This window comes from Bacillus sp. MSP13, from assembly GCF_000815295.1.
GTDB classification, from domain to species: domain Bacteria; phylum Bacillota; class Bacilli; order Bacillales; family Bacillaceae; genus Bacillus; species Bacillus vallismortis.
The window spans coordinates 167,820-187,201 of record NZ_JXAQ01000013.1; the positions used below are offsets into that span (position 1 = coordinate 167,820).

The 19,382-nt window shown below is 49.7% G+C and carries 7 protein-coding genes and 1 pseudogene; 3 read left to right on the forward strand and 5 right to left on the reverse strand.

Going from position 1 to position 19,382, the window contains the following annotated elements:
• Positions 1-28: 28 nt before the first annotated feature.
• On the forward strand, positions 29-703 hold the full coding sequence (locus tag SC79_RS15845; RefSeq protein ID WP_039075873.1) for a 4'-phosphopantetheinyl transferase family protein: 675 nt from the start codon (positions 29-31) through the stop codon (positions 701-703).
• Here the strand turns inward: SC79_RS15845 and SC79_RS15850 are convergent.
• Positions 698-2,032, reverse strand: a complete 1,335-nt coding sequence (locus tag SC79_RS15850) for an aminotransferase-like domain-containing protein (RefSeq protein ID WP_039075874.1) — start codon at positions 2,030-2,032, stop codon at positions 698-700. The two genes, SC79_RS15845 and SC79_RS15850, sit on opposite strands and share 6 nt — an antisense overlap.
• Positions 2,033-2,156: 124 nt before the next feature.
• Between SC79_RS15850 and SC79_RS15855 the strand changes: the two genes are divergently transcribed.
• Both SC79_RS15855 and SC79_RS15860 read left to right on the forward strand, forming a co-directional pair.
• Positions 2,157-3,095, forward strand: coding sequence for a DMT family transporter (locus SC79_RS15855; RefSeq protein ID WP_039075875.1), 939 nt, complete (start codon positions 2,157-2,159; stop codon positions 3,093-3,095).
• A gap of 52 nt (positions 3,096-3,147) precedes the next feature.
• Positions 3,148-3,705 (forward strand): YcxB family protein, encoded by a 558-nt coding sequence (locus SC79_RS15860; protein WP_039075876.1) that lies wholly within the window; start codon positions 3,148-3,150, stop codon positions 3,703-3,705.
• Positions 3,706-3,813: 108 nt separating this feature from the next.
• On the opposite strand, the pseudogene SC79_RS21365 reads toward SC79_RS15860, so the two are convergent.
• From SC79_RS21365 to srfAB, 4 genes and pseudogenes are all read right to left on the reverse strand, one after another.
• Positions 3,814-3,897 (reverse strand): annotated as a pseudogene (locus tag SC79_RS21365) (hypothetical protein); the annotation flags it as partial.
• Between the two features lie 99 nt (positions 3,898-3,996).
• Positions 3,997-4,725, reverse strand: a complete 729-nt coding sequence (srfAD, locus tag SC79_RS15865) for a surfactin biosynthesis thioesterase SrfAD (protein ID WP_039075877.1) — start codon at positions 4,723-4,725, stop codon at positions 3,997-3,999.
• Positions 4,726-4,753: 28 nt separating this feature from the next.
• Complete coding sequence (srfAC, locus tag SC79_RS15870) at positions 4,754-8,584, reverse strand: surfactin non-ribosomal peptide synthetase SrfAC (RefSeq protein WP_039075878.1); 3,831 nt, start codon at positions 8,582-8,584, stop codon at positions 4,754-4,756.
• 36 nt (positions 8,585-8,620) lie between these two features.
• On the reverse strand, positions 8,621-19,372 hold the full coding sequence (gene srfAB, locus SC79_RS21680; protein ID WP_039075879.1) for a surfactin non-ribosomal peptide synthetase SrfAB: 10,752 nt from the start codon (positions 19,370-19,372) through the stop codon (positions 8,621-8,623).
• Between the last annotated feature and the right edge of the window lie 10 nt (positions 19,373-19,382).

Genomic DNA, 19,382 nt, shown 5'->3' on the forward strand with positions numbered 1-19,382 from the left:
ACAATCTTTTGCAGACGGAGGACTTAGAATGAAGATTTACGGAATGTATATGGACCGCCCGCTTTCACAGGAAGAGACTGAACGGTTCATGTCTTTCATATCGCCTGAAAAACGGGAGAAATGCCGGAGATTTTATCATAAAGAAGATGCTCACCGCACCCTGCTGGGAGATGTGCTCGTTCGCTCTGTTATCAGCGGGCAGTATCAGCTGGACAAAGCCGAGATCCGCTTCAGCGCGCAGGAATACGGGAAGCCTTGCATCCCTGATCTTCCTGACGCCCATTTCAATATTTCTCACTCCGGCCGCTGGGTCGTTTGCGCGTTTGATTCACAGCCGATCGGCGTGGATATTGAAAAAATGAAACCGATCAGTCTCGATATCGCCAAACGCTTCTTTTCAAAAACAGAGTACAACGACCTTATAGCCAAAAACATCGACCAGCAGACAGACTATTTTTATCATCTATGGTCAATGAAAGAAAGTTTTATCAAACAGGAAGGCAAAGGCTTATCGCTTCCGCTTGACTCCTTTTCGGTGCGCCTGCATCAGGACGGACGAGTAACCATTGAGCTTCCGGACAGACATTCACCATGCTATATCAAAACATATGAAGTAGATCCGGGCTACAAAATGGCCGTATGCGCCGCGCACCCTGATTTCCCTGAGGATATCACAATGGTCTCATACGATGCGCTTTTATAAATGGCTCATCAGCAGCTTGACGCCGTGTTCAATATCTTCCGTTTTCACATTGGAAATATTGATTTTTAATAGATTTTCTCTCGGATAATCTGATAAATAATGACGGTCTATCGCCTCAAGGAGAACCCCTTGTTTTTTCAGCTTTTGCATTACCCTTGAGGCCTGCAAATCCCGAGGGAGCACCAGATGGGTATGCATGCAGGGCGCCTGTCCGCTGGAGAACGCAAAGCGGCCGCTTCCCAGACTCCTATGTGTTTGAATGGCCTGATGAAGCCTCAGTGACCGTTCCTTATAGGATGTGCGGATTTTCTCCTTATGCCTGCCATACATGCCGCTTTTCAAATAGATTTCCAACGCCGCTTGAGAAATCATAGAACTGTCGATATCGTTCAGTTTTTTGTACGTATGAAACGTGTCAGCCAGCGCATCCGGCAAAACAGCGGTCCCCACGCGAAGGCCGGGGAACATCATTTTTGAGAAGCTTTTCAAATAGATGACATGCGAGGACAGATCATATGCGTACAGCGGATCTGCCTTTTTATTTTCCTCCAAATCAGCGAGATAATCATCCTCAACGAGATAGACATCATACGTTTCCGCCAGTCTTACAAGTTCCTGTTTATCACGCTCTGACAAAGAGCAGCCTAGCGGGTTATGGAAGCGGGGCATCGTATAAAACCATTTGATCGATTCCGTCTGAAACAGCCGCTCAATCTCGTTCATATCAAGCCCCTCTTCCGTTCGTTTTACTCCGATGGCAGGAATCCCAAGCGTTTCAAGCTGTTCAATCATCAAATGATAGCCCGGCTGCTCAATGGCGATCTTCTCTTTCCCATTTGGAAACGGCATGGCGCAAAGCAGGGATAACGCCTGCTGGACACCTGATGTAATGAAAATGTGCCGTTCGTCCGCAAATACCTGCTGATTGGCGAGCAGCTTTCGGAGTACACGGATGAGCGACGGAAGCCCCTTTGGCGTCCCATAAATAAACAAATCGTTTTTGTATGTATCAATGGCTTTGTTGATGCAGTGCTGAAAATCAAGATACGGAAATACGTCGGGATCTGGCGCAGATGTGGCAAAGTCGATGAGCCCCGGCTGTCCGCTTTTTGGTGTGCCCGTCTTTTTCACAATATAATAGCCGCTTTTCGGAACGGAGTAGATGAGATGGCGCTTTTCCAGCTCCCGCAGCGCGCGGATCACTGTGCTTTTGCTGACTTGATAGCGGATGGACAGCTGTCGGATGGATGGAAGCCTGTCTCCTTCCTGATAGGCGCTGCTTTGCATCATCTCCTCTATCCTCGTCAATAGACTCATATATTTCTCCATGCTTTCTCCCCCTGTTTTGTACCGGTACAGTTCATTGTTTTTCTCATTGTACCCTTCAAATCACAGCCATACAATAAAAGGGAGCGACCGGCGCTGCAAATCAGGTAAAGGAGCACCTTCTATTATGGGTAAACATCAGCAAGCCCCCGCTTATATGGCGGCTATCTTATATTCGTTCATTATCGGTTTATCGTTTCTATTCGTAAAAATCGCGCTGCAAACAGCCGAACCGTTTGATATTCTGGCGCACCGGTTCACCATTGCGTTTGCCGCGGCCACTGTACCGGTCTTATTCGGCTGGGTAAAGCTATCAATTCGTGTAAAGGACGTCATGGCCATCTTGCCGCTCGCCCTGCTGTATCCCGCGTTGTTTTTCAGCTTTCAGGCATTCGGCCTTGTGTACTCGTCCTCCTCTGAAGCGGGAATTATTCAGGCAGCCATTCCGATTTTCACAATGGTCTTAGCCAGTTATCTATTAAAGGAACGCTCCACGTGGATGCAGAAGGGTTTCACGGTTTTATCCGTTGCCGGCGTCATGTTCATTTTTGTGATGAAAGGGGTCGATGTGGAATCAGCTAGCTTAACAGGCTCTATGCTGATCCTTTTGTCCGCTTTATCCTCCGCGATGTACAATACCGCCGCCAGAAAAATGACGCAGCGGTTCAAGCTGATTGAGCTCACTTACATCATGTCAGCGATCGGCTTTGCCGTCTTCAACGCCATCGCCCTTGTTCGCCACAGCGCGGCGGGAACTGTCGGCACTTATTTTCAGCCATTCCGGGAGCCCGGCTTTGTTCTTGCCATTGTGTATTTGGGCGTGCTGTCTTCACTCGTCACGTCGTTTCTGTCCAACTATACGCTGTCACGGATTGAAGCCTTTAAAATGAGCGCCTTCAATCACGTGTCCACCATCGTGACAATGATTGCGGGAGTGGTGATTCTAAACGAAACGCTCGTCTGGTATCATCTAGCCGGAGCCGTTTGTATTATGATTGGCGTGGTGGGGAGCAATATCAACCTGCAGAAAAAGACAAATCACCATAGGGTCCCTGCAAAAAAATGAGAAATTATGCTAGACTGATAGGAAAAACATGGTTCGAAGTGTAAGTGTACGTATGATTCAATATGCTAGTGAAAGCATCAATCTTCCAGGAGAAATTACGTTTAAAGATGTAAGAGAAATCTTTTTTTATCAAGTTGGAAAAATGTCATTCTTTTACTTTCTGTTGTTTTGCGCCATTTTTGCTGCAGTTCATTTCATTAACGGACAGCCCCGTCTCGTTTATGGCAGCGAAGCGCTTAACTTATTTATGAATAGTATTTTCATTATCGTCATGTCTGTTCTGTTTACACTGCTGCTCCTCCTTCTTCTGTATGTAAAGTTTTCTAGAGCATACAAGAAGAACGAACGGATTCAATCCGAAAGAACGTATACCCTCAATCAAGAAGGAATCCGTATATGCTCTAAAAAGTATGACCTCATTTTTCATTGGAATGAAATCACGTCTGTTCTCGAATATAAGAATGTCTTCCGGATCAATACATCCAGCAGCCAATATATTGCGATACCAAAACATTTTTTTCATTCCAAAGAGGAAATGAATAGGTTCCGAGGAATTATCCTTAAAAATAATGAGACAAAAAAAGTGAAATTTAAAAAGGATCAGCGCTGATAGTGTTGGTCCTTTTATAATGATTGCTGCGTTTCTTTTGCCTTCTGTTTATCTAAAAACGGCACCAGCTCGATTCCAGCCGATGCACACATCAGCAGAAATAGAAGAGGAACTTCTGAATGAGTTCATTCCGATGGCGAAAACAAATGGAAACAGCAATATAAACCATTTCATCTGAGGAGACGAGCGCATATTCCGACCCGCCTTTATTTGAGTATTCCGGCTATTATATCATGTAAAAATGGTCATTCAACATAAAAAAGCGGAACAGCCAGCGCTGTCCGCTTATGGTCACGATTGAATGATCGGATGCTGATTCAAGATCGCAAAAATCCGTTCTGCCACTTCTTCCGTATGTGACAGCAGAAACATGTGCCCGCCGTCAAATTCATGAAATGTGGCGTCTTTCGCCCATTTCTTCCAGCCTTCCGCATCCCGAATGCATTTTTCATCACCAAGTCCGTTAAAGACATGAACAGGCGATTGGATCGGGGCTAGATCGTGAAGCTCAAATTGTTCAAGAGCCCGGTAATCTGATCGGAAGGAAGGCAGGAAAAAGGACATGACTTCCTTGTTTTCAACAAGCTCAGCGGGCATCCCGCCTAGTTTGATAATATGATCAAGAAACTGATTATCTGGCAGATGGGACACTTTCTTCCGCTGAATATGCGGCGGCTGTATCGCAGAAATGATCACCGCCTGAGGAAAGATGCCTTCCCGCTCCAGCTTTTGCGCCAGCCTGAAGGTAATCATTCCGCCCATGCTGTGTCCAAACAGCACAAACGGCCGATCAGGGCGGAGGTTTAATTCTTGTTTGTACAAATCGGTCAGCTTTTCGAGATTCTCAACGGCTGACGTTTGATTCGTGCCGTGTCCCGGCGGCTCGGCAGCGAGCATCTCACACTCTCCTTGCAAAAAAGCATGGAGAGGGCGAAACGATGCCGAGTAGCCGCCGGCAAACGGAAAACAGATGAGCCGCGTTTTTTCCGACGCATCAAATGATTTGAAGAGCTGGCTCATTGGCCGTCTCCTCCTTTCATCTCTTCATTTAAGAAACCGTTACGGTTTGTATATTAAGAAATTCGAGCAAAATTCCGGCATTCCTGTCTAGCGCTTCCCCCTGCAGCATTTCAGCGTGTGTTCCAGAGCCTCTTTTCACACGGTAAGCACCTGTTGTGGCCTCTTCCCACGATGCAAGCCATTCCGGCATGTCAAAATCAGCGCCAGATGTCAGGACATCAATATCCGCTTTCACCTGGCCTGTGCTAATCAGGTTGACGTAGTATGAGTAGAAGGCGTGTGTTTTTTGCTTGAGGCCTTGTTTGACGGCTTCGCTGTTGAGCGCTTCATTATCCCGGTTGACATTCATCAACGCCTCGACATCACTCTCTACCGTGCGCCCGTCCAGATCACTGACACCTTGTTTTTTATAGGAATCCACCATGATGATCCGCTCCACAATGCGTCCTTGTCCCTCAAGCTTTTTGGCCGCTTCAAACGCCAGGCTGCATCCCGCTGAATACCCGAACAGTGTCAAAGGCCCTTCCGGTTGAAGTTTCTGAATCAAATCGGCATAGCGGTCAAGCCGGTTTTCCTCCTCAATGAAATCAAAGGCGCACAGCTTGTATGACGGCAGGCGGCTGGCAAGATTTTGGTACATGAGGCCATAGCCCAAGACCGGCGGGAATGCGAAAATGATCTGATCTTCCTGATCGGGATTCATGACCGTTACATCCTGCAATCCATCTGAGCCCCCGTTTTTCAAATACGCTGAAATGCCGGCGATCGTCGGCTCTTCAAACAAAAGCTTTACCGGCAGATCAATCGCGAGCTCTTTTTTGATACGGGACGCGGCGGTCATTGCCTTTAAGGAGTGCCCGCCGAGCGCAAAGAAATCGTCATGAATGCCGATCCGCTGTCTGCCGAGAATCTCGGACCAGATTTGCGCGATCGTTTCTTCCGTCTCGTTGCGCGGTCCGATCCATTCTTCCGCCAGCTGATCCTGATCCGGTTTTGGAAGGAGCCGTTTATTGACCTTTCCATTTGTTGTTAAAGGAAGTTCGTCCAAGAAAGTAAAGGTTTGCGGCACCATGTATGCAGGAAGCTGTTTTTTCAGGCGCGCCTTTACGTCTTCGGCTGAAAGCTGCGTCCGGTTCACAAGATAGGCGTTAATGGACGCATCTCCAGACGCATGGCGTTCTGCCACAACGACCGCATCTTTCACACCCGGATATTCCTGCAGCTGCTTTTCGATTTCCTCAAGTTCAATCCGGTGCCCGCGTATTTTGACCTGGTCGTCAATCCTGCCAGCGTATTCAATTGTTCCGTCTGGCAGCCAACGTGCTAAATCCCCTGTGCGGTAAAGCGTCTCTCCCGGCTTGAACGGATTCGCGATAAACTTTTGCTTCGTCAAGTCATGGCGGTTTAGATACCCTTTTGAAACGCCCATTCCGCTGATGCACAGTTCACCAACCGCTCCGAATGGCTGAAGCTCGTTTTGCTCATTGAGAATATAAACACTGGCATTGCTGATCGGCTTGCCGATCGGCAATGAGGTGGTGGAATCCGGTAGATCATGCACGACGTGAGCTGTCGCAAACACCGTTCCCTCAGTCGGCCCATAGCAGTTAATCAGCTTACCCGGCCCCATAATTCGCAGCGCTTTTCTGACGTGAGGCACAGATGCCCGCTCTCCGCCAAATAACACGCAGCGAAGCCCTTTCATCCAATCCTCTCCCGCATCTGTGAGAAGATTAAATAGTGCGGTTGTCGCAAACATGACATTGACATTTTCTTGCTGAATCAAATTGGTGAGAGATTCTGTATCCAGCAGCGTTTGTTCATCTGCGATGATCAGCCTTGCCGCATTTAATATGGAAGCGTAGAAATCAAAGGTAAAGGCGTCAAAGGCGTAATTCGAAACAGATAAGAACGTATCTGTTTCAGAAAATCTCATGTAGTCTACATGCTTGACCAAACCTTGAATATTGGCATGGGTGGTGATATTGCCCTTCGGCTTTCCGGTTGTGCCAGACGTGTACATGATATATGCCGGATCATCGGGTTCAATCGAGATTTCAAGGTCACTTGCCTGTTCTGCAAACCGTGTTTGATCATCAATGAAGAGCGTTGTCCCTGTATACGGCAGCTGAGCCGCTTTTTCCTTCATCTCCTGATGCGTCAGCAGACAGGCTGCCGCGCTGTCAGTCAGCATATACGACATTCGGTCCTCCGGCAGCTTTGGATCAACCGGCAGATAAGCCGCTCCCGCTTTTAATACGCCGAGAATGCCGATCACCAGCTCAAGCGAACGCTTCGTGTACAACGCGACAACGGAGCCTTTGCCCGCGCCTTGCTTTTGCAACCGGCGTGCAAGGCGGTTTGCTTCCTCATTTAATTCGCGATAGGAAAGCGTCTGGCCGGAATACGTCAGCGCCGGTGCGTCCGGATTAACGTTCACTGCTTCCTTGAACCACTCTGTCAGAGGCTTTGCTTCATGAGTTTGAGCCGGCGGGTTTAAGCCGGTAAGCAGACGCTCTCTCTCCTTATCGTCAACGAGATTGATCGTGCTGACAGGCTGATCCGGCTTCTCGATAAGCTGCTGAATCGCTGTGAGAAGCTGAGATTTTAAACGCAGGATAAACGCTTCCTCAAACACATTCTCGTTATAGGCAAGCTTAATCAGCATCTCATCCCCCGGGGAAGCCATCAGGTTAAGATCATAATTCGACTTTTCAAAAACATGGACATCCTCCATCTCAAAGCCGTTTTCACTGTTTTCGTCATTCTTTGCATCCTGAAGCGGATAATTTTCAAAGACAATGATGTGGTCAATCAGTTTTGGCTGATCGGCCTCGGTTTGGATGTCATAGAGCGGCATATATTGATGCGGCTCAGACTGAAGTGATTGCTCCTGCAGCTGCTTGAGCAAACCGTTAAATGTGATATCCTCAGACAGTTTCACCCGTCTCGGGATAACGTTGATAAACAGCCCGACCATATGTTCAACGCCTTTGATTTCCGCGGGACGCCCGGAAACGACTGTGCCGAAAGTCAAATCGCCAGACTGCTGATAGCGGCTGATCAATACGCTCCAAACTGCCTGCAACGCCGTACTCAAAGTGGTATGCTGCGATTTTGCAAGCTCGGCAAAGGCCTTTGTTTCCGCCTCCGGCAATGAGAAGAGCAGTTCTTTCGGCTCGTAGCCGTCCGTTTGTTTCTTTCTTTGCTCCGCAAACGTCGTTTGTCCTTCAAAATCCTCTAAGTACTCGCGCCAGTAACGCAGTGACGCTTGTTTATCCTGTTTTTCGAGCCACTTGACATAGTCCTTATACGGTTTGACAGGTGGAAGGCTGTACGGCTTTTGTTCGCGCAGGGCATTGTATACCTTGAACAGATCCTGCACGACAATACCGAAGCACCAGCCGTCCAAAATGATGTGGTGGTAGCTCCACACCCATTCAAAGCTTTCTTCAGCTTTTTTGAAAATGGCTGCGCGCATGGGAATATCCCGCGTCAAATCAAAGCCTTTGATCTTATCCTGTTCCTTGTATTCATTGATTTTGGCTGTTTGCTCGCTGTCCGCTAAATGTGTCAGATCAATTTCTTCTATATGAAACTGGCGTTTTTTCAATACGACTTGGACAGGCCTTTTTACTTTTTCGTGAATGAACACGGTACGAAATACATCGTACCGGTCCATGATCACATTCATGCCTTCTTCAAGGCATGTGATATTCAAGCTGCCTCTTACTTTCATCGTGATTTGTTCAAGGTAAAAGCTCTGGCCGGGATTCAGGATGGTATGAAACAGCATCCCCTCCTGCATCGGCGATAGGTAATACATATCTTGAACCTGATCCTTGCTAAATTGACTCATATGCTTCGCTCCCGCCTTCTGTAATTCCCTTGCGTTTTATTTTAAATTCTCCTCAAGCATGTCAAAGATATCGCCCATCTCGTCCATTCCAAGGTCTTCAGCGCTGAAGTCGCTTGGCGTGAATTCCTTCTCTTCTTTTTCCGTACAATGGCGGATCAGCATCAGGAGATTTTCTTTAAACCGGTTCATTTGCCCCTCGACTGTGGCTCTTTCAAACTCCTTCTCGTTGTAGGAGCAAGAAAGCGCAAACCGGCCGTTTCTGATCATGCCGCTGAAGCTCAGGGCGTACAGTGCTTCTGATTCTTCACTTACTTGGCGCCCCATATCGAAAGCGGACGGCTCAAAGAAGTCGGTTTTCACTTCGCTGTCGAACTGGCCTAAATAGTTGAAGCTGATCTCTGGCGTGAAGCTCTTTGTACCCGCTGTTTCTGTGACATAACGGAGAATGCCGTAGCCAACACCTTTGTCCGGAATGCGGCGCAGGTTTTCTTTGACTGTTTTGATCACGGCTGATGCATCCGCTTCAGACATGTCGAGCACAACAGGATATTGCGCCGTAAACCAGCCGACCGTTCTGGAGATATTCACATTCGGAATGATGTCCTCTCGTCCGTGCCCCTCTAGGTTCATGCCGATTTTGGCATCGCCTGTCCATTGCTTCATTGTCAAACCGAGCGCGCTGAGAAGAATATCATTGATTTCTGTTCCATATGGCTGATGAACATCCGTTAAGAGATGTTTAGTGTCTTCTTCCGTTAATTCACAAAGGACAGATGATGTATGCTTGACGATCCGCTGCTCTGTTTCGTAGTCCTTCGGCACAGGAGAAACCTGTTCAGCGTCCATTTGCGCCCAGTATTCAGCCTGTTGCAAAAGGTGTGCTGATTGGCTGAATGCCGACAGTTCTTCCGCCCAGTCCCTGAAGGAGTTTGTTTTTTGCGGGAAGATAATGTTCTCTTCTTTCTCAGCCTGCATGTAGCCTGATGCAAAATCTTCAAGCAAAATCCGCCATGATACGCCGTCGACCACGAGATGGTGTACAGCGATAAGCAGGTGGTCCCCAGCTTCCGTCCGGTATTGCTCCGCCTTGAGAAGCGGTCCGTTTTGCAGATCGAGACTGCTTTGCAGCCTGTCCGCTAGAATCTTGATCTGGCTTTTCAGCATCTCTTCATCGGAGCCGTATAGGTCCACGATATCGAAGCTGATCTTGCTTTCGCTGATCGGTTTATATGCTTGAATGATCTCTCCGTTTTCCTCACGATAAACCATGCGAAGCGCGTCATGATGTTCGATCAGCGCCTGTAATGTTTTCTCCACCCGTTCAGGATCAAAGCCCTTCTTCGCATGAAGCATCACTGACTGGTTCCAATGGTGCTTGTTCGTGAAATTCTTTTCAAAGAACCAGCGCTGGATCGGTGTCAGAATGACTTCGCCCTCCACCGGGCCTTGGTCTGCCTGTTTGCCTTCGGCACGCTCCACGTATTGGGTCAGCTCTTCGATCTTCGGGTGCTGGAAGAGGTCTTTCATTTCCAGCTTCCAGCCGTGCTGGTTCAAGCGGCTCGCCATTTGGATTCCTTTGATGGAGTCTCCGCCAAGCGAGAAGAAATTGTCGCTGACACCGATCTCCGTAATGCCGAGCACATCCTGCCAAATGCCGGCAAGCAGCTCTTCCATGTCGGTCGTCGGCGCTTTGTATTCCCCGCTCCCCGCTTCGATGTCTGGCACAGGCAAGGCTTTGCGGTCTACTTTGCCGTTTGCGGTAACCGGAAGTTCGTTCAGCGTTACCCAGAACGCCGGGATCATGTAGTCCGGCAGGGTTTCTTTCAATGAAGACTTTAACGCTTCTATGTCAGCTGTTTCCGGTGTGACATACGCCGCGATCGCTGTATTGCCGCCTTTATCTTTGACAGCTGTGACCGCCGCATCCTGCACCTCAGAAAGCTGGGCGAGCTGGACTTCGATTTCTGACAGCTCGATCCGGTAGCCGCGAACCTTGACCTGCTGGTCGATCCGGCCGATGTATTCAATGCCGCCGTTCACCCATTTCACCAAATCGCCGGTGCGGTACATGCGTTCACCCGGCACAAACGGATCAGCGACAAACCGCTTCGCGGTTTCGTCTTCCTTATTCAGATAGCCGCGCGCCAATCCGCGTCCCGCTACACAGAGCTCTCCGGCTACGCCTTCCGGCTGCACCTGATTGCCTTCGCCGAGAATGTATACTCTCGTATTGGCAATCGCCGGCCCGATGGAAAGCGAGCCTTCCTCCGGATTGATCTCTGTGCTGGTGGCAACGACTGTGTTTTCAGTCGGCCCGTAATTGTTGATGAGCTTGTACGGCTGTTTCACTGCACGCTTCAGCTTGTCTCCGCCTGTCAGCAATACACGCAGTGACGTATTCTCAAGCTCCATGAACTGTTCCGCCAGCTGTGTCGGCAAGAACGTGATCGTCACGCCATGCGTTTCGAAATAGTCGTTCAGACGGACGATATCGAGGCGGATCGCTTCATCAATGACGTGAAGCTCGGCTCCGATTGTCCACGTCGGGAACATTTCCCAAATGGAGGCGTCGAATCCAAAGCCCGCGTACTTCGCACTGCGGTCCTCCGCTGTCATATTGAACGCGTCATGGTGCCAGAAGCACAGGTTCACAAGCGCATGGTGCTCGACCATGACACCCTTCGGCTGTCCGGTCGTCCCAGACGTGTAAATCATGTATGCGAGGTTTTCTGCATTTACATCCGTCTCTGGATTTTCCTCATCGTTTTCATCAAGCGCCAGGCTTAGAATCGTGCGGTTGCCATCAAGAAGAACGATGTCTCCTTTGTAGCTATCCGGCACTGAAATGCCCTCCTGTTTCAAGAGAAGCTTCGCGCCGCTGTCCTGCAAAATATAGTCAATCCGCTGATCCGGATAGTCAGGATCAATCGGCACAAACGCCGCTCCCGCCTTTAAGACGCCGAGCACCGCGGCAGCCATTTCCAGCGATGGCTTCGTAAGAACGCCGACGCGCTCATCCGCGCTGATGCCGCAGTCGATCAGAATTCGGGCAAGGCGATTCGCCTTCGCATTCAGCTCGCCGTACGTCCATGACTGGCCGTTGTAGGTGACAGCCGGGCGGTCTTTGTGGCGCTGAGCCGTTTCTTCGAATAGCTGATGAACAGTTTTGTCTGTCGGCACAGGGAGCGTTTTGCCCTTCCATGCCTCAAGAAGCGTTTGTTTTTCTGGTTCAGTGACAAGTGACAGGCTGGAAAGCGGCTGGTTCGGATTTTCTGCGACAGCTTTTAATAAACGCAGAACGTATTCGCTCCATTTCTCAGCCGTTTCTTTCGAGAACAGATCAGTCGCATATTCGAGTTGCAGGCCGATGCCGTTTTCATCAGTAAATCCGCCTAATGTCAGATCAAACTTAGACGTTCCCTGATGGGCCTCGTAAGGTGAAATGCTTAGATTCTGCAATGTAAGCTGTTCTTTATCAGGATTTTCTGTCGTCACCATTACGTTAAACAATGGATTTCGGCTCATATCCCGAGGAAGATCAAGCTGATTGACCAAGTCCTCAAACGGATATTCCTGATGTTCAAGCGCTGACAAGTTCGTCTGCTTCGCTTTCTCCAGCAGCTCTGCAAAGGTGTGCTGTTCTTGCGCTTCCATTCGTAAGGCAAGCGTATTGACGAACATTCCCGGCATGTCTTGGACATCGGCATTCGTCCGGCCGGCAGTAACGGATCCGATGACGATATCCCGCTGTCCGGATATTTTGCTTAAAAAGACGTGGAAAACCGCGTGAAGCACCATGTGCAAAGTCGTTCCGGTTTCTGCGAGCAGTTTCTCTACCGCCTTTGCCGTCTCGCTTCCCGTACAGAAACGGATCGTATCCCCTTTAAAGCTTTGCACAGGCGGACGGGCGTAATCGAGCGGCAGATCAAGCTCAGGCAGCTCGCCTGAAAGAACCGAGAACCAGTACGCCTCATGCTCCTTCATCCGTTCCTTTTGCTCAGCTTCATTTTGCCAAACGGCGAAATCCTTATAATGAAGCGCCGGCTCTGGAAGCTGTTCTCCTTTGTAAAGCAACGCCAATTCTTTTACAAAAATGCCTCTTGATACGCCGTCTGCGATGATGTGATGCATATCCAAAAGCAGCAAATGTTTTTTCGCTTCGATTCGAAGCAATGCCGCGCGAATGAGCGGTGCATCGTTCAAGTCGAATGGCCGGATAAACTCCTTGATCTTTTGTTCCGCTTCGTCTTCTTTCGCTTCAAGCACATGAAGATTAATCGCCGCCTCATCTAAAATGCGCTGAACAGGCTCACCATTTGCTTCTGCAAATGACGTCCGCAGTGACTCGTGGCGGTTCACAAGCTGATTGAGTGAGTCGCGCAGACGCGAAAGATCAAGCTCGCCTTCCATCAGAAGAACAGATGGCATGTTGTAGCTGATCGTCTGCTTATCGAGCTGATTCAGTACATACATCCGTTTCTGCGCGGATGACAACGGGTACATCTCCTGTTTGTCAGCCGGTTTGAGCACGTAATGGCCGCCTGAAACGGCCGCTGCCTCCATGTAAGCCGCCAGCTGGCGAACAGTCGGCTGCTCAAACAGCGCTTTAAGCGGTACGGTTTTCTCCAACTCGGCCTGAATGTTGGCAATAAGCATCATCCCTTTTAAGGAATGGCCGCCTAAATCGAAGAAATTGTCGCCGATGCCGATCGCGTCTAAGCCGAGCGTTTTCTGCCAAATGCGGCATAGGTTCTCTTCAAGCGCTGTTTCCGGTGCGGCTGAGGCCTTGTGTCCGAATTGTGCCGCGTTCGGCTTTGGCAATGCGTTTCTGTCAGTTTTCCCGTTTGCCGTCAGCGGAATCGCGTCCACCTGCACAAAGAAAGCAGGAACCATATGAGACGGCAGTGTTTGTGAAAGCTGGTTCCGGAGCTCTGCTTTTTCAATGGCTTGCTCGGCCGTGTAATACGCGCAAAGCTCTTGAAGCCCGCCCTCGGAAACCGCCAGCACAACAGCTTCTTGAATGCCGCTGAGGCTGAGCATGACCGCTTCAATTTCTTTCGGTTCAATGCGGTAACCGCGGATTTTCACCTGATCATCAGCCCGTCCGATAAATTCAAGCGTACCGTCAGAAAGTGTCCGCACGACATCTCCGGTTTTGTACATGAGACTGCCCGGTGAATATGGATTTTCAACAAATCTCTCGGCTGTCAGCTGGGGCCTGTTGAGATATCCTCTCGCAAGCCCATGTCCCGTGATATAAAGCTGGCCGCTCGCTCCCGGAGGCACTAGTTTCAAAGCCTCATTTAACACAAGCGCGCCGGCATTCGCAATCGGCTGTCCGATTGTCGGGCGTTGCGCGAATGCCTCCGGTTCAGACAGATCAACCCGTCCGGCGATGGCGCCGATCGTTGCTTCTGTCGGGCCGTAGTGATTGATAAATTCGGTATGTCCATACACCTTGCGGAAGGTCAGAACATCGGCCGGGATGATTTTTTCCCCTCCCAAGACGATCAAGCGCAAGGATTTAAAGTTTGGCTCTTTTGTAAAGCTAGCTGTGTTCACCATCGTATGGAACAGAGACGGCGTCAGTTTGGTATAGGTGATCCCGTGTTCATTGATATAACGCCCAATTTCATCCGGTGCCGTATAGGTTTCCTTCGGCACGATGTGGAGCTCGCCCCCTGCCAAAAGAACAGGGAACACGCTCGTATAGCCGAGATCGAATGCGTAAGATGAAAGCAATACTGACTTATCGGATCCCGTCAGGCCCGCCTCTTCACTAAACCAAGACACATAGTTTGTCAGATTGCGATGCTCGATCTGCACGCCCTTCGGCTTCCCGGTCGTACCGGACGTATAAATGACGTATGCCAGACTGCGAGATCCTGAGATTGAAGGGAGGCGTTCCTTACTTTCATTTCTCCATTTCACATCATCAAGGTTGACGATTGTCCCTTCATGTTGCCCGATGGCCGTCATGTTTCTTTCGTTCACGACCGTAATTTTCGCTCCGCTGTCCTCTAATGAATAGCGGATTCGTTCTTCAGGGGTATCAGGATCAATCGGCAGGAAAGCCGCCCCCGCTTTCATGACGCCAAGAATCGATACCATAACCTCAGCTGACCGGTCCATGACAATCGCTACGATGTCTTCACTTCCTGCCCCTTGCGCGCGAAGATGATGTGCCAGCTGGTTCGCCTGTTCATCAAGTTCGCGATAGGTCAGCAGATGTCCGCCAGACCTCACCGCAGGATGATCAGGTGTTTGCTGTGCCTGTTTTTCGAATAGGGTGGCAAAGGTCGCTTCAGTGATTTGGGTCATATGTCTTTCTTCAAGCAAAGCAGCCGTTTCTGCTGGAGAAAGCAGGTCGACATCAGACAGCCGAACGCTCGGATTGGCCGCGGCCGCTTTGATGATATTGACAAAGTGGCTGCTCCAGCGGCGGATGGTTTCATCGTTAAACAAGGCAGTCGCATAGTCAAAGCTTAGGCCTATGTCCTCTTCACGCTCGACCGCTTCCAAGGAGAGATCAAATTTAGCCACGTGATGAAGCATGGAATACGAAGAAATCTTCAAATCTCCCAGTCTCAATGATGGAATCTCCATGTTCTGCATGTTGAACATCACGCTGAACAGCGGACTTCGGCTTGTGTCCCTTGTAAGCGGAAGCTTTTCAATCAGCTCCTCAAGCGGATAGCCCTGATGCTCGAATGCTTGAAGACTGGCTGTTTTGACTTCTTCAAGGAAGTGCGCAAACGTTTTATCTCCCACAGGCGCTGTTCTTAATGCCACCGTGTTGACAAACATGCCCGGCACACCTTGCAGATCAGGATGTGTTCTTCCCGCAGTCGGCGAACCAACAATGATATCCTCCTGTGACGCGTACTTAGAAAGGAGCACTTTGAACGCCGCCAGCAAAAACATGTACATGGTCGTATCTGTCTCTGCCAAGAGTGATTTGATTTGAGCCGTGATATGTTTATCAAGCCCAAACATCACGCGCTCACCCGCAAAGCTCCGTTCAGCAGGCCGCTCGTAATCAGCCGGAAGATCAAGGATTGGCAGATCGCCTTTAAAGGTATCGAGCCAGAATGCTTCATCCTTTTGATGATCGGCATGCTCCTTGTGCCAGACAGCGTAATCTTTATAGTGAATCCGCGGCAGCTCAAGATCAGTGCCTTGATACATTTTGGCGAGATCACCGATCAGAATGCCTGTTGAACTGCCGTCAGTGATGATATGGTGCAGATCAATCAGCAGCAGGTGGCGTTTTTCTTCAAGCTGGACAAGCTTCGAACGGACGAGCGGCGCGCGGTTTAATTCAAACGGCTGAATGAACGCTTTGATCATGTCCTCCGCGTCTTCTTCCCGTCCCTTGGCAGCCTCCAGCCGGAACGATATATTTTTATGAACGGTTTGCACCACTTCTCCGTCAATCATGTCAAACGATGTACGGAGGATTTCGTGCCGGTTGATTAATTGCTGAATCGCGTTTTCAAGCCGGTCTTTATCTACTTCTCCCTCCAGCAAAAGTACAGCGGGGACGTTGTAGCTTGTGTTTGCTTGTCCAAGCTGATTGAGGATATACATTCTCCGCTGGGCTGGGGATACAGGATAATGCTGCTGATAAGGTGCTTGCCTGATCGGTTCAAACGTCTGCTCCTCCTTGCTTTCGTTCTCGTCTAAATACAGCGCTAATTCTTGAATAGTCGGCTTTTCAAAAAGCACTTTAATCGGTACTTCCTTATGGAAATGCTCTTGGATTTTTGCCGTCATCATCATCGCTTTTAAAGAATGGCCGCCGATCATAAAGAAGTTATCGGTAACGCCTGCTTTGACGCCTAGAATCCCTTCCCAGATCTCCGCTAATTTCTTTTCACTCTCTGTCTCCGGTGCTGTGTATTCCGGCTGCACGGCTTCTGATTGCGGCGCAGGCAGCTCTTTTTTGTTGATTTTGCCGTTTGGCGTGAGCGGCAGGCTATCTAGCTGAATGAAATGGGCAGGAACCATATAGTCAGGCAGCGTTTGAGACAGCGTTTTTCTCAGCCCGTTCACAGACACTTCACGGTCTGCCGTAAAGTACGCGCACATTTCATTTTCATCCGCTTTGTTCTTCCGGATGATTACCGCAGCTTCTGTCACATGCTCTGCCATGTTCAGTTTTGTTTCAATTTCGCCAAGCTCAATTCGGAAGCCGCGCACCTTCACTTGGTTGTCGATTCTTCCTAAAAATTCAATATTGCCGTCCGGCAGCCATCTCGCTAAGTCGCCAGTGCGGTAAATCCTTTCCCCCGGTCTGAACGGGTCTTCAAGAAATTGCTTCTCGGTCAGCTCAGGGAGATTGACATACCCTCGCGCTACACCGATTCCGCCGACGCAAAGCTCGCCGGGCGCGCCAATTGGCTGCAGACGCTGCTGCTCATCCATGATGTAGGCAGTCGAATGTCCGATAGGCTTCCCGATTGGAATAGAGCCGCTATACTCACGGTCGATCAGAAAACTTGTCGAAAACGTCGTGTTTTCTGTCGGGCCGTATCCGTTCCATAACGAAAGCGACGGCGATGCCTGTCTCACTTTGTTTACAATATGCGGCACGAGTGCGTCTCCGCCAATGATGACATGGCGCAGTGTGCCGAACATGCCGGCATCCTTTGCTGCAAGCTGGTTGAATAAAGGGGATGTCAGCCACATGGTCGTGATTCTCTGCTCACGCAGGAATGCCGCAAATGGTTTCGCATCAAGCAGCGTCTCTTTTTTGACCGGATAAAGCGCTGCGCCATTCAGCAGCGCGCCGAATACCTCAAACGTGCCGGCATCAAAGCTGACAGCTCCCGTCTGCGCCATGCGGTCTTCTTCAGTAACAGGAACGTACCCGGCATTTTTGACGAGCCGCAAGATGCTTTTATGTTCAATCATGACGCCTTTCGGTTTGCCCGTCGAACCAGATGTGTACATGATGTATGCCAAATCATCCGGGGAGGATGGCAGATTGAGATTGCCAGCCTCTTCGTTCTCTTCAAAGCCGCTGCCCAGGGTATGAACCGGCACTTGCAGCTGATGCGCCTGATCTGCATACGCCTTTCCGGCCAATACCATGCGAATCGAGCTATCCTCCGCCATGAAACGAAGACGGTCTTCAGGAAGCGCTGGATCAAGCGGCACATAGGCGGCTCCTGCTTTTAACACAGCCAGCATGCCGATAACGGTTTCTGTTGAGCGGTCATTCATAATCGCAGCTGTTTCCCCTTTTTGAAGACCTTGTTCGACAAGCTTTCTCGCCAGACGGTTAGCCGCTCTATTCAGCTCACGGTACGTCAGCTCAGCTCCTTCATATACGACAGCAGTGCTCGCCGGTGTCCGTTGCGCTTGCTCTTCAAACACTTGATGAACGGCCATGCCTTCAGGAAGTTCGGCTTTCGTCTGGTTAAACACCTCGACAATTTGCCGCTGCTCTTCGCCTCCCACAAGCCCGTACTCACGCACAACAGCGTCCGGCTGATCAACAGCCGCTTCCATCATGCGGGTAAGGTGCTCCGCTGTCCGTTCGATAAAACCGGAATCAAAGACGGCTCCGTTATATTTGATTTTGACGGTCCACGTTTTGCCTGGATACACAATCAGGTTGAAATCGAAGCTCGTTTGTTCAAATGCGCTTTCCACTTTAATAGAAAAACCGAGGCGGTCTTCCATGCTGCCGTTTTCAAGCTCTTGGTCAAGCGGGTAATTTTCAAACGCGACCAGATGGTTCAAGAGATTGCCATCAAGTGCAGAGCGTTTTTGTATCTCATAGAGCGGTACGTAATCATAGCGCTCCGCCTCTACCGCATGCTGCTGAACAGCTGAGAAAATATCAGCGAAAGCAGCATCACGATCAACCTTGACACGCACCGGAATGGTGTTGATAAACAGCCCCGCCATCGTTTCAATCCCGTTGATTTCAGACGGCCGGCCTGATACGACCGTGCCGAAGACAACGTCATTCGCAAAGTTGTATTTGCTGAGAACAATGCCCCAAACGGCCTGAAACAGGTTTGGCCCTGTCACTTGATGGCGGTTTGCGGTTTGTTGAATGCGGGCAACCAGTTTTTCGTCCCATGTAAATGAATATTCTTTGTTAACGTATTCGTCTTTTTTCTCAGGCAGGCGGCCCGGGAGCACGCTCGGCTGTTCAAAACCTGCCAAGCGTTCGCTCCAGTAGCTCTCCGCTTCTTCACTGTCCTGTTTCCCAAGCCACTTGATGTAGTCGGAATAAGGCTTGCCCTGACCGTTTGCCGGAGTCCGGCCCGCTCTGAGCGCTTCGTAGTTTTGGAACAGGCTTTTCATGAGCACGCCCATGCTCCAGCCGTCCATCATAATATGATGATTGCTCCAGACTAGATACAGCTGATCTGCACCAAGACGGAAAACCGCTACCTTGAACAATATGTCTTTTGCCAGGTTAAAGCCTTGGCGCTGCACATCTTGTTTATAACGCTCAATGTGCTCTTTTTGGCGGTCTGCGTCCGCATGACTGATATCCTCATAATGCACCTTTGTTTTGCGTTCCGCTAGCACGACCTGACGCGGTTTTTGCAGTTGCTGGTGCACAAATACCGTACGGAGAATATCGTATGACCGAATCAGTTCATTGACGCTTTTGTCAAAGATTTCAAGATCAAAAGCACCGTGAATCCCAAGCTCTAATTGTGTGAAGTACGAGGAAGAATGCGGATCAAGCATCGCATGATACAGCATTCCCTCCTGCATCGGTGTCAGTGCGTACACCTTTTGAATCGATTTTTTGCTCATATGCCACCTC

Excerpts from the sequence above, each read along its gene's own strand:
- SC79_RS15855 (WP_039075875.1), top strand. The coding sequence starts at position 2,157 with ATGGGTAAACATCAGCAAGCCCCCGCTTATATGGCGGCTATCTTATAT.
- srfAD (WP_039075877.1), bottom strand. The coding sequence starts at position 4,725 with ATGAGCCAGCTCTTCAAATCATTTGATGCGTCGGAAAAAACGCGGCTC.
- srfAB (WP_039075879.1), bottom strand. The coding sequence starts at position 19,372 with ATGAGCAAAAAATCGATTCAAAAGGTGTACGCACTGACACCGATGCAG.
- SC79_RS15850 (WP_039075874.1), bottom strand. The coding sequence starts at position 2,032 with ATGGAGAAATATATGAGTCTATTGACGAGGATAGAGGAGATGATGCAA.
- srfAC (WP_039075878.1), bottom strand. The coding sequence starts at position 8,584 with ATGAGTCAATTTAGCAAGGATCAGGTTCAAGATATGTATTACCTATCG.
- SC79_RS15845 (WP_039075873.1), top strand. The coding sequence starts at position 29 with ATGAAGATTTACGGAATGTATATGGACCGCCCGCTTTCACAGGAAGAG.
- SC79_RS15860 (WP_039075876.1), top strand. The coding sequence starts at position 3,148 with ATGATTCAATATGCTAGTGAAAGCATCAATCTTCCAGGAGAAATTACG.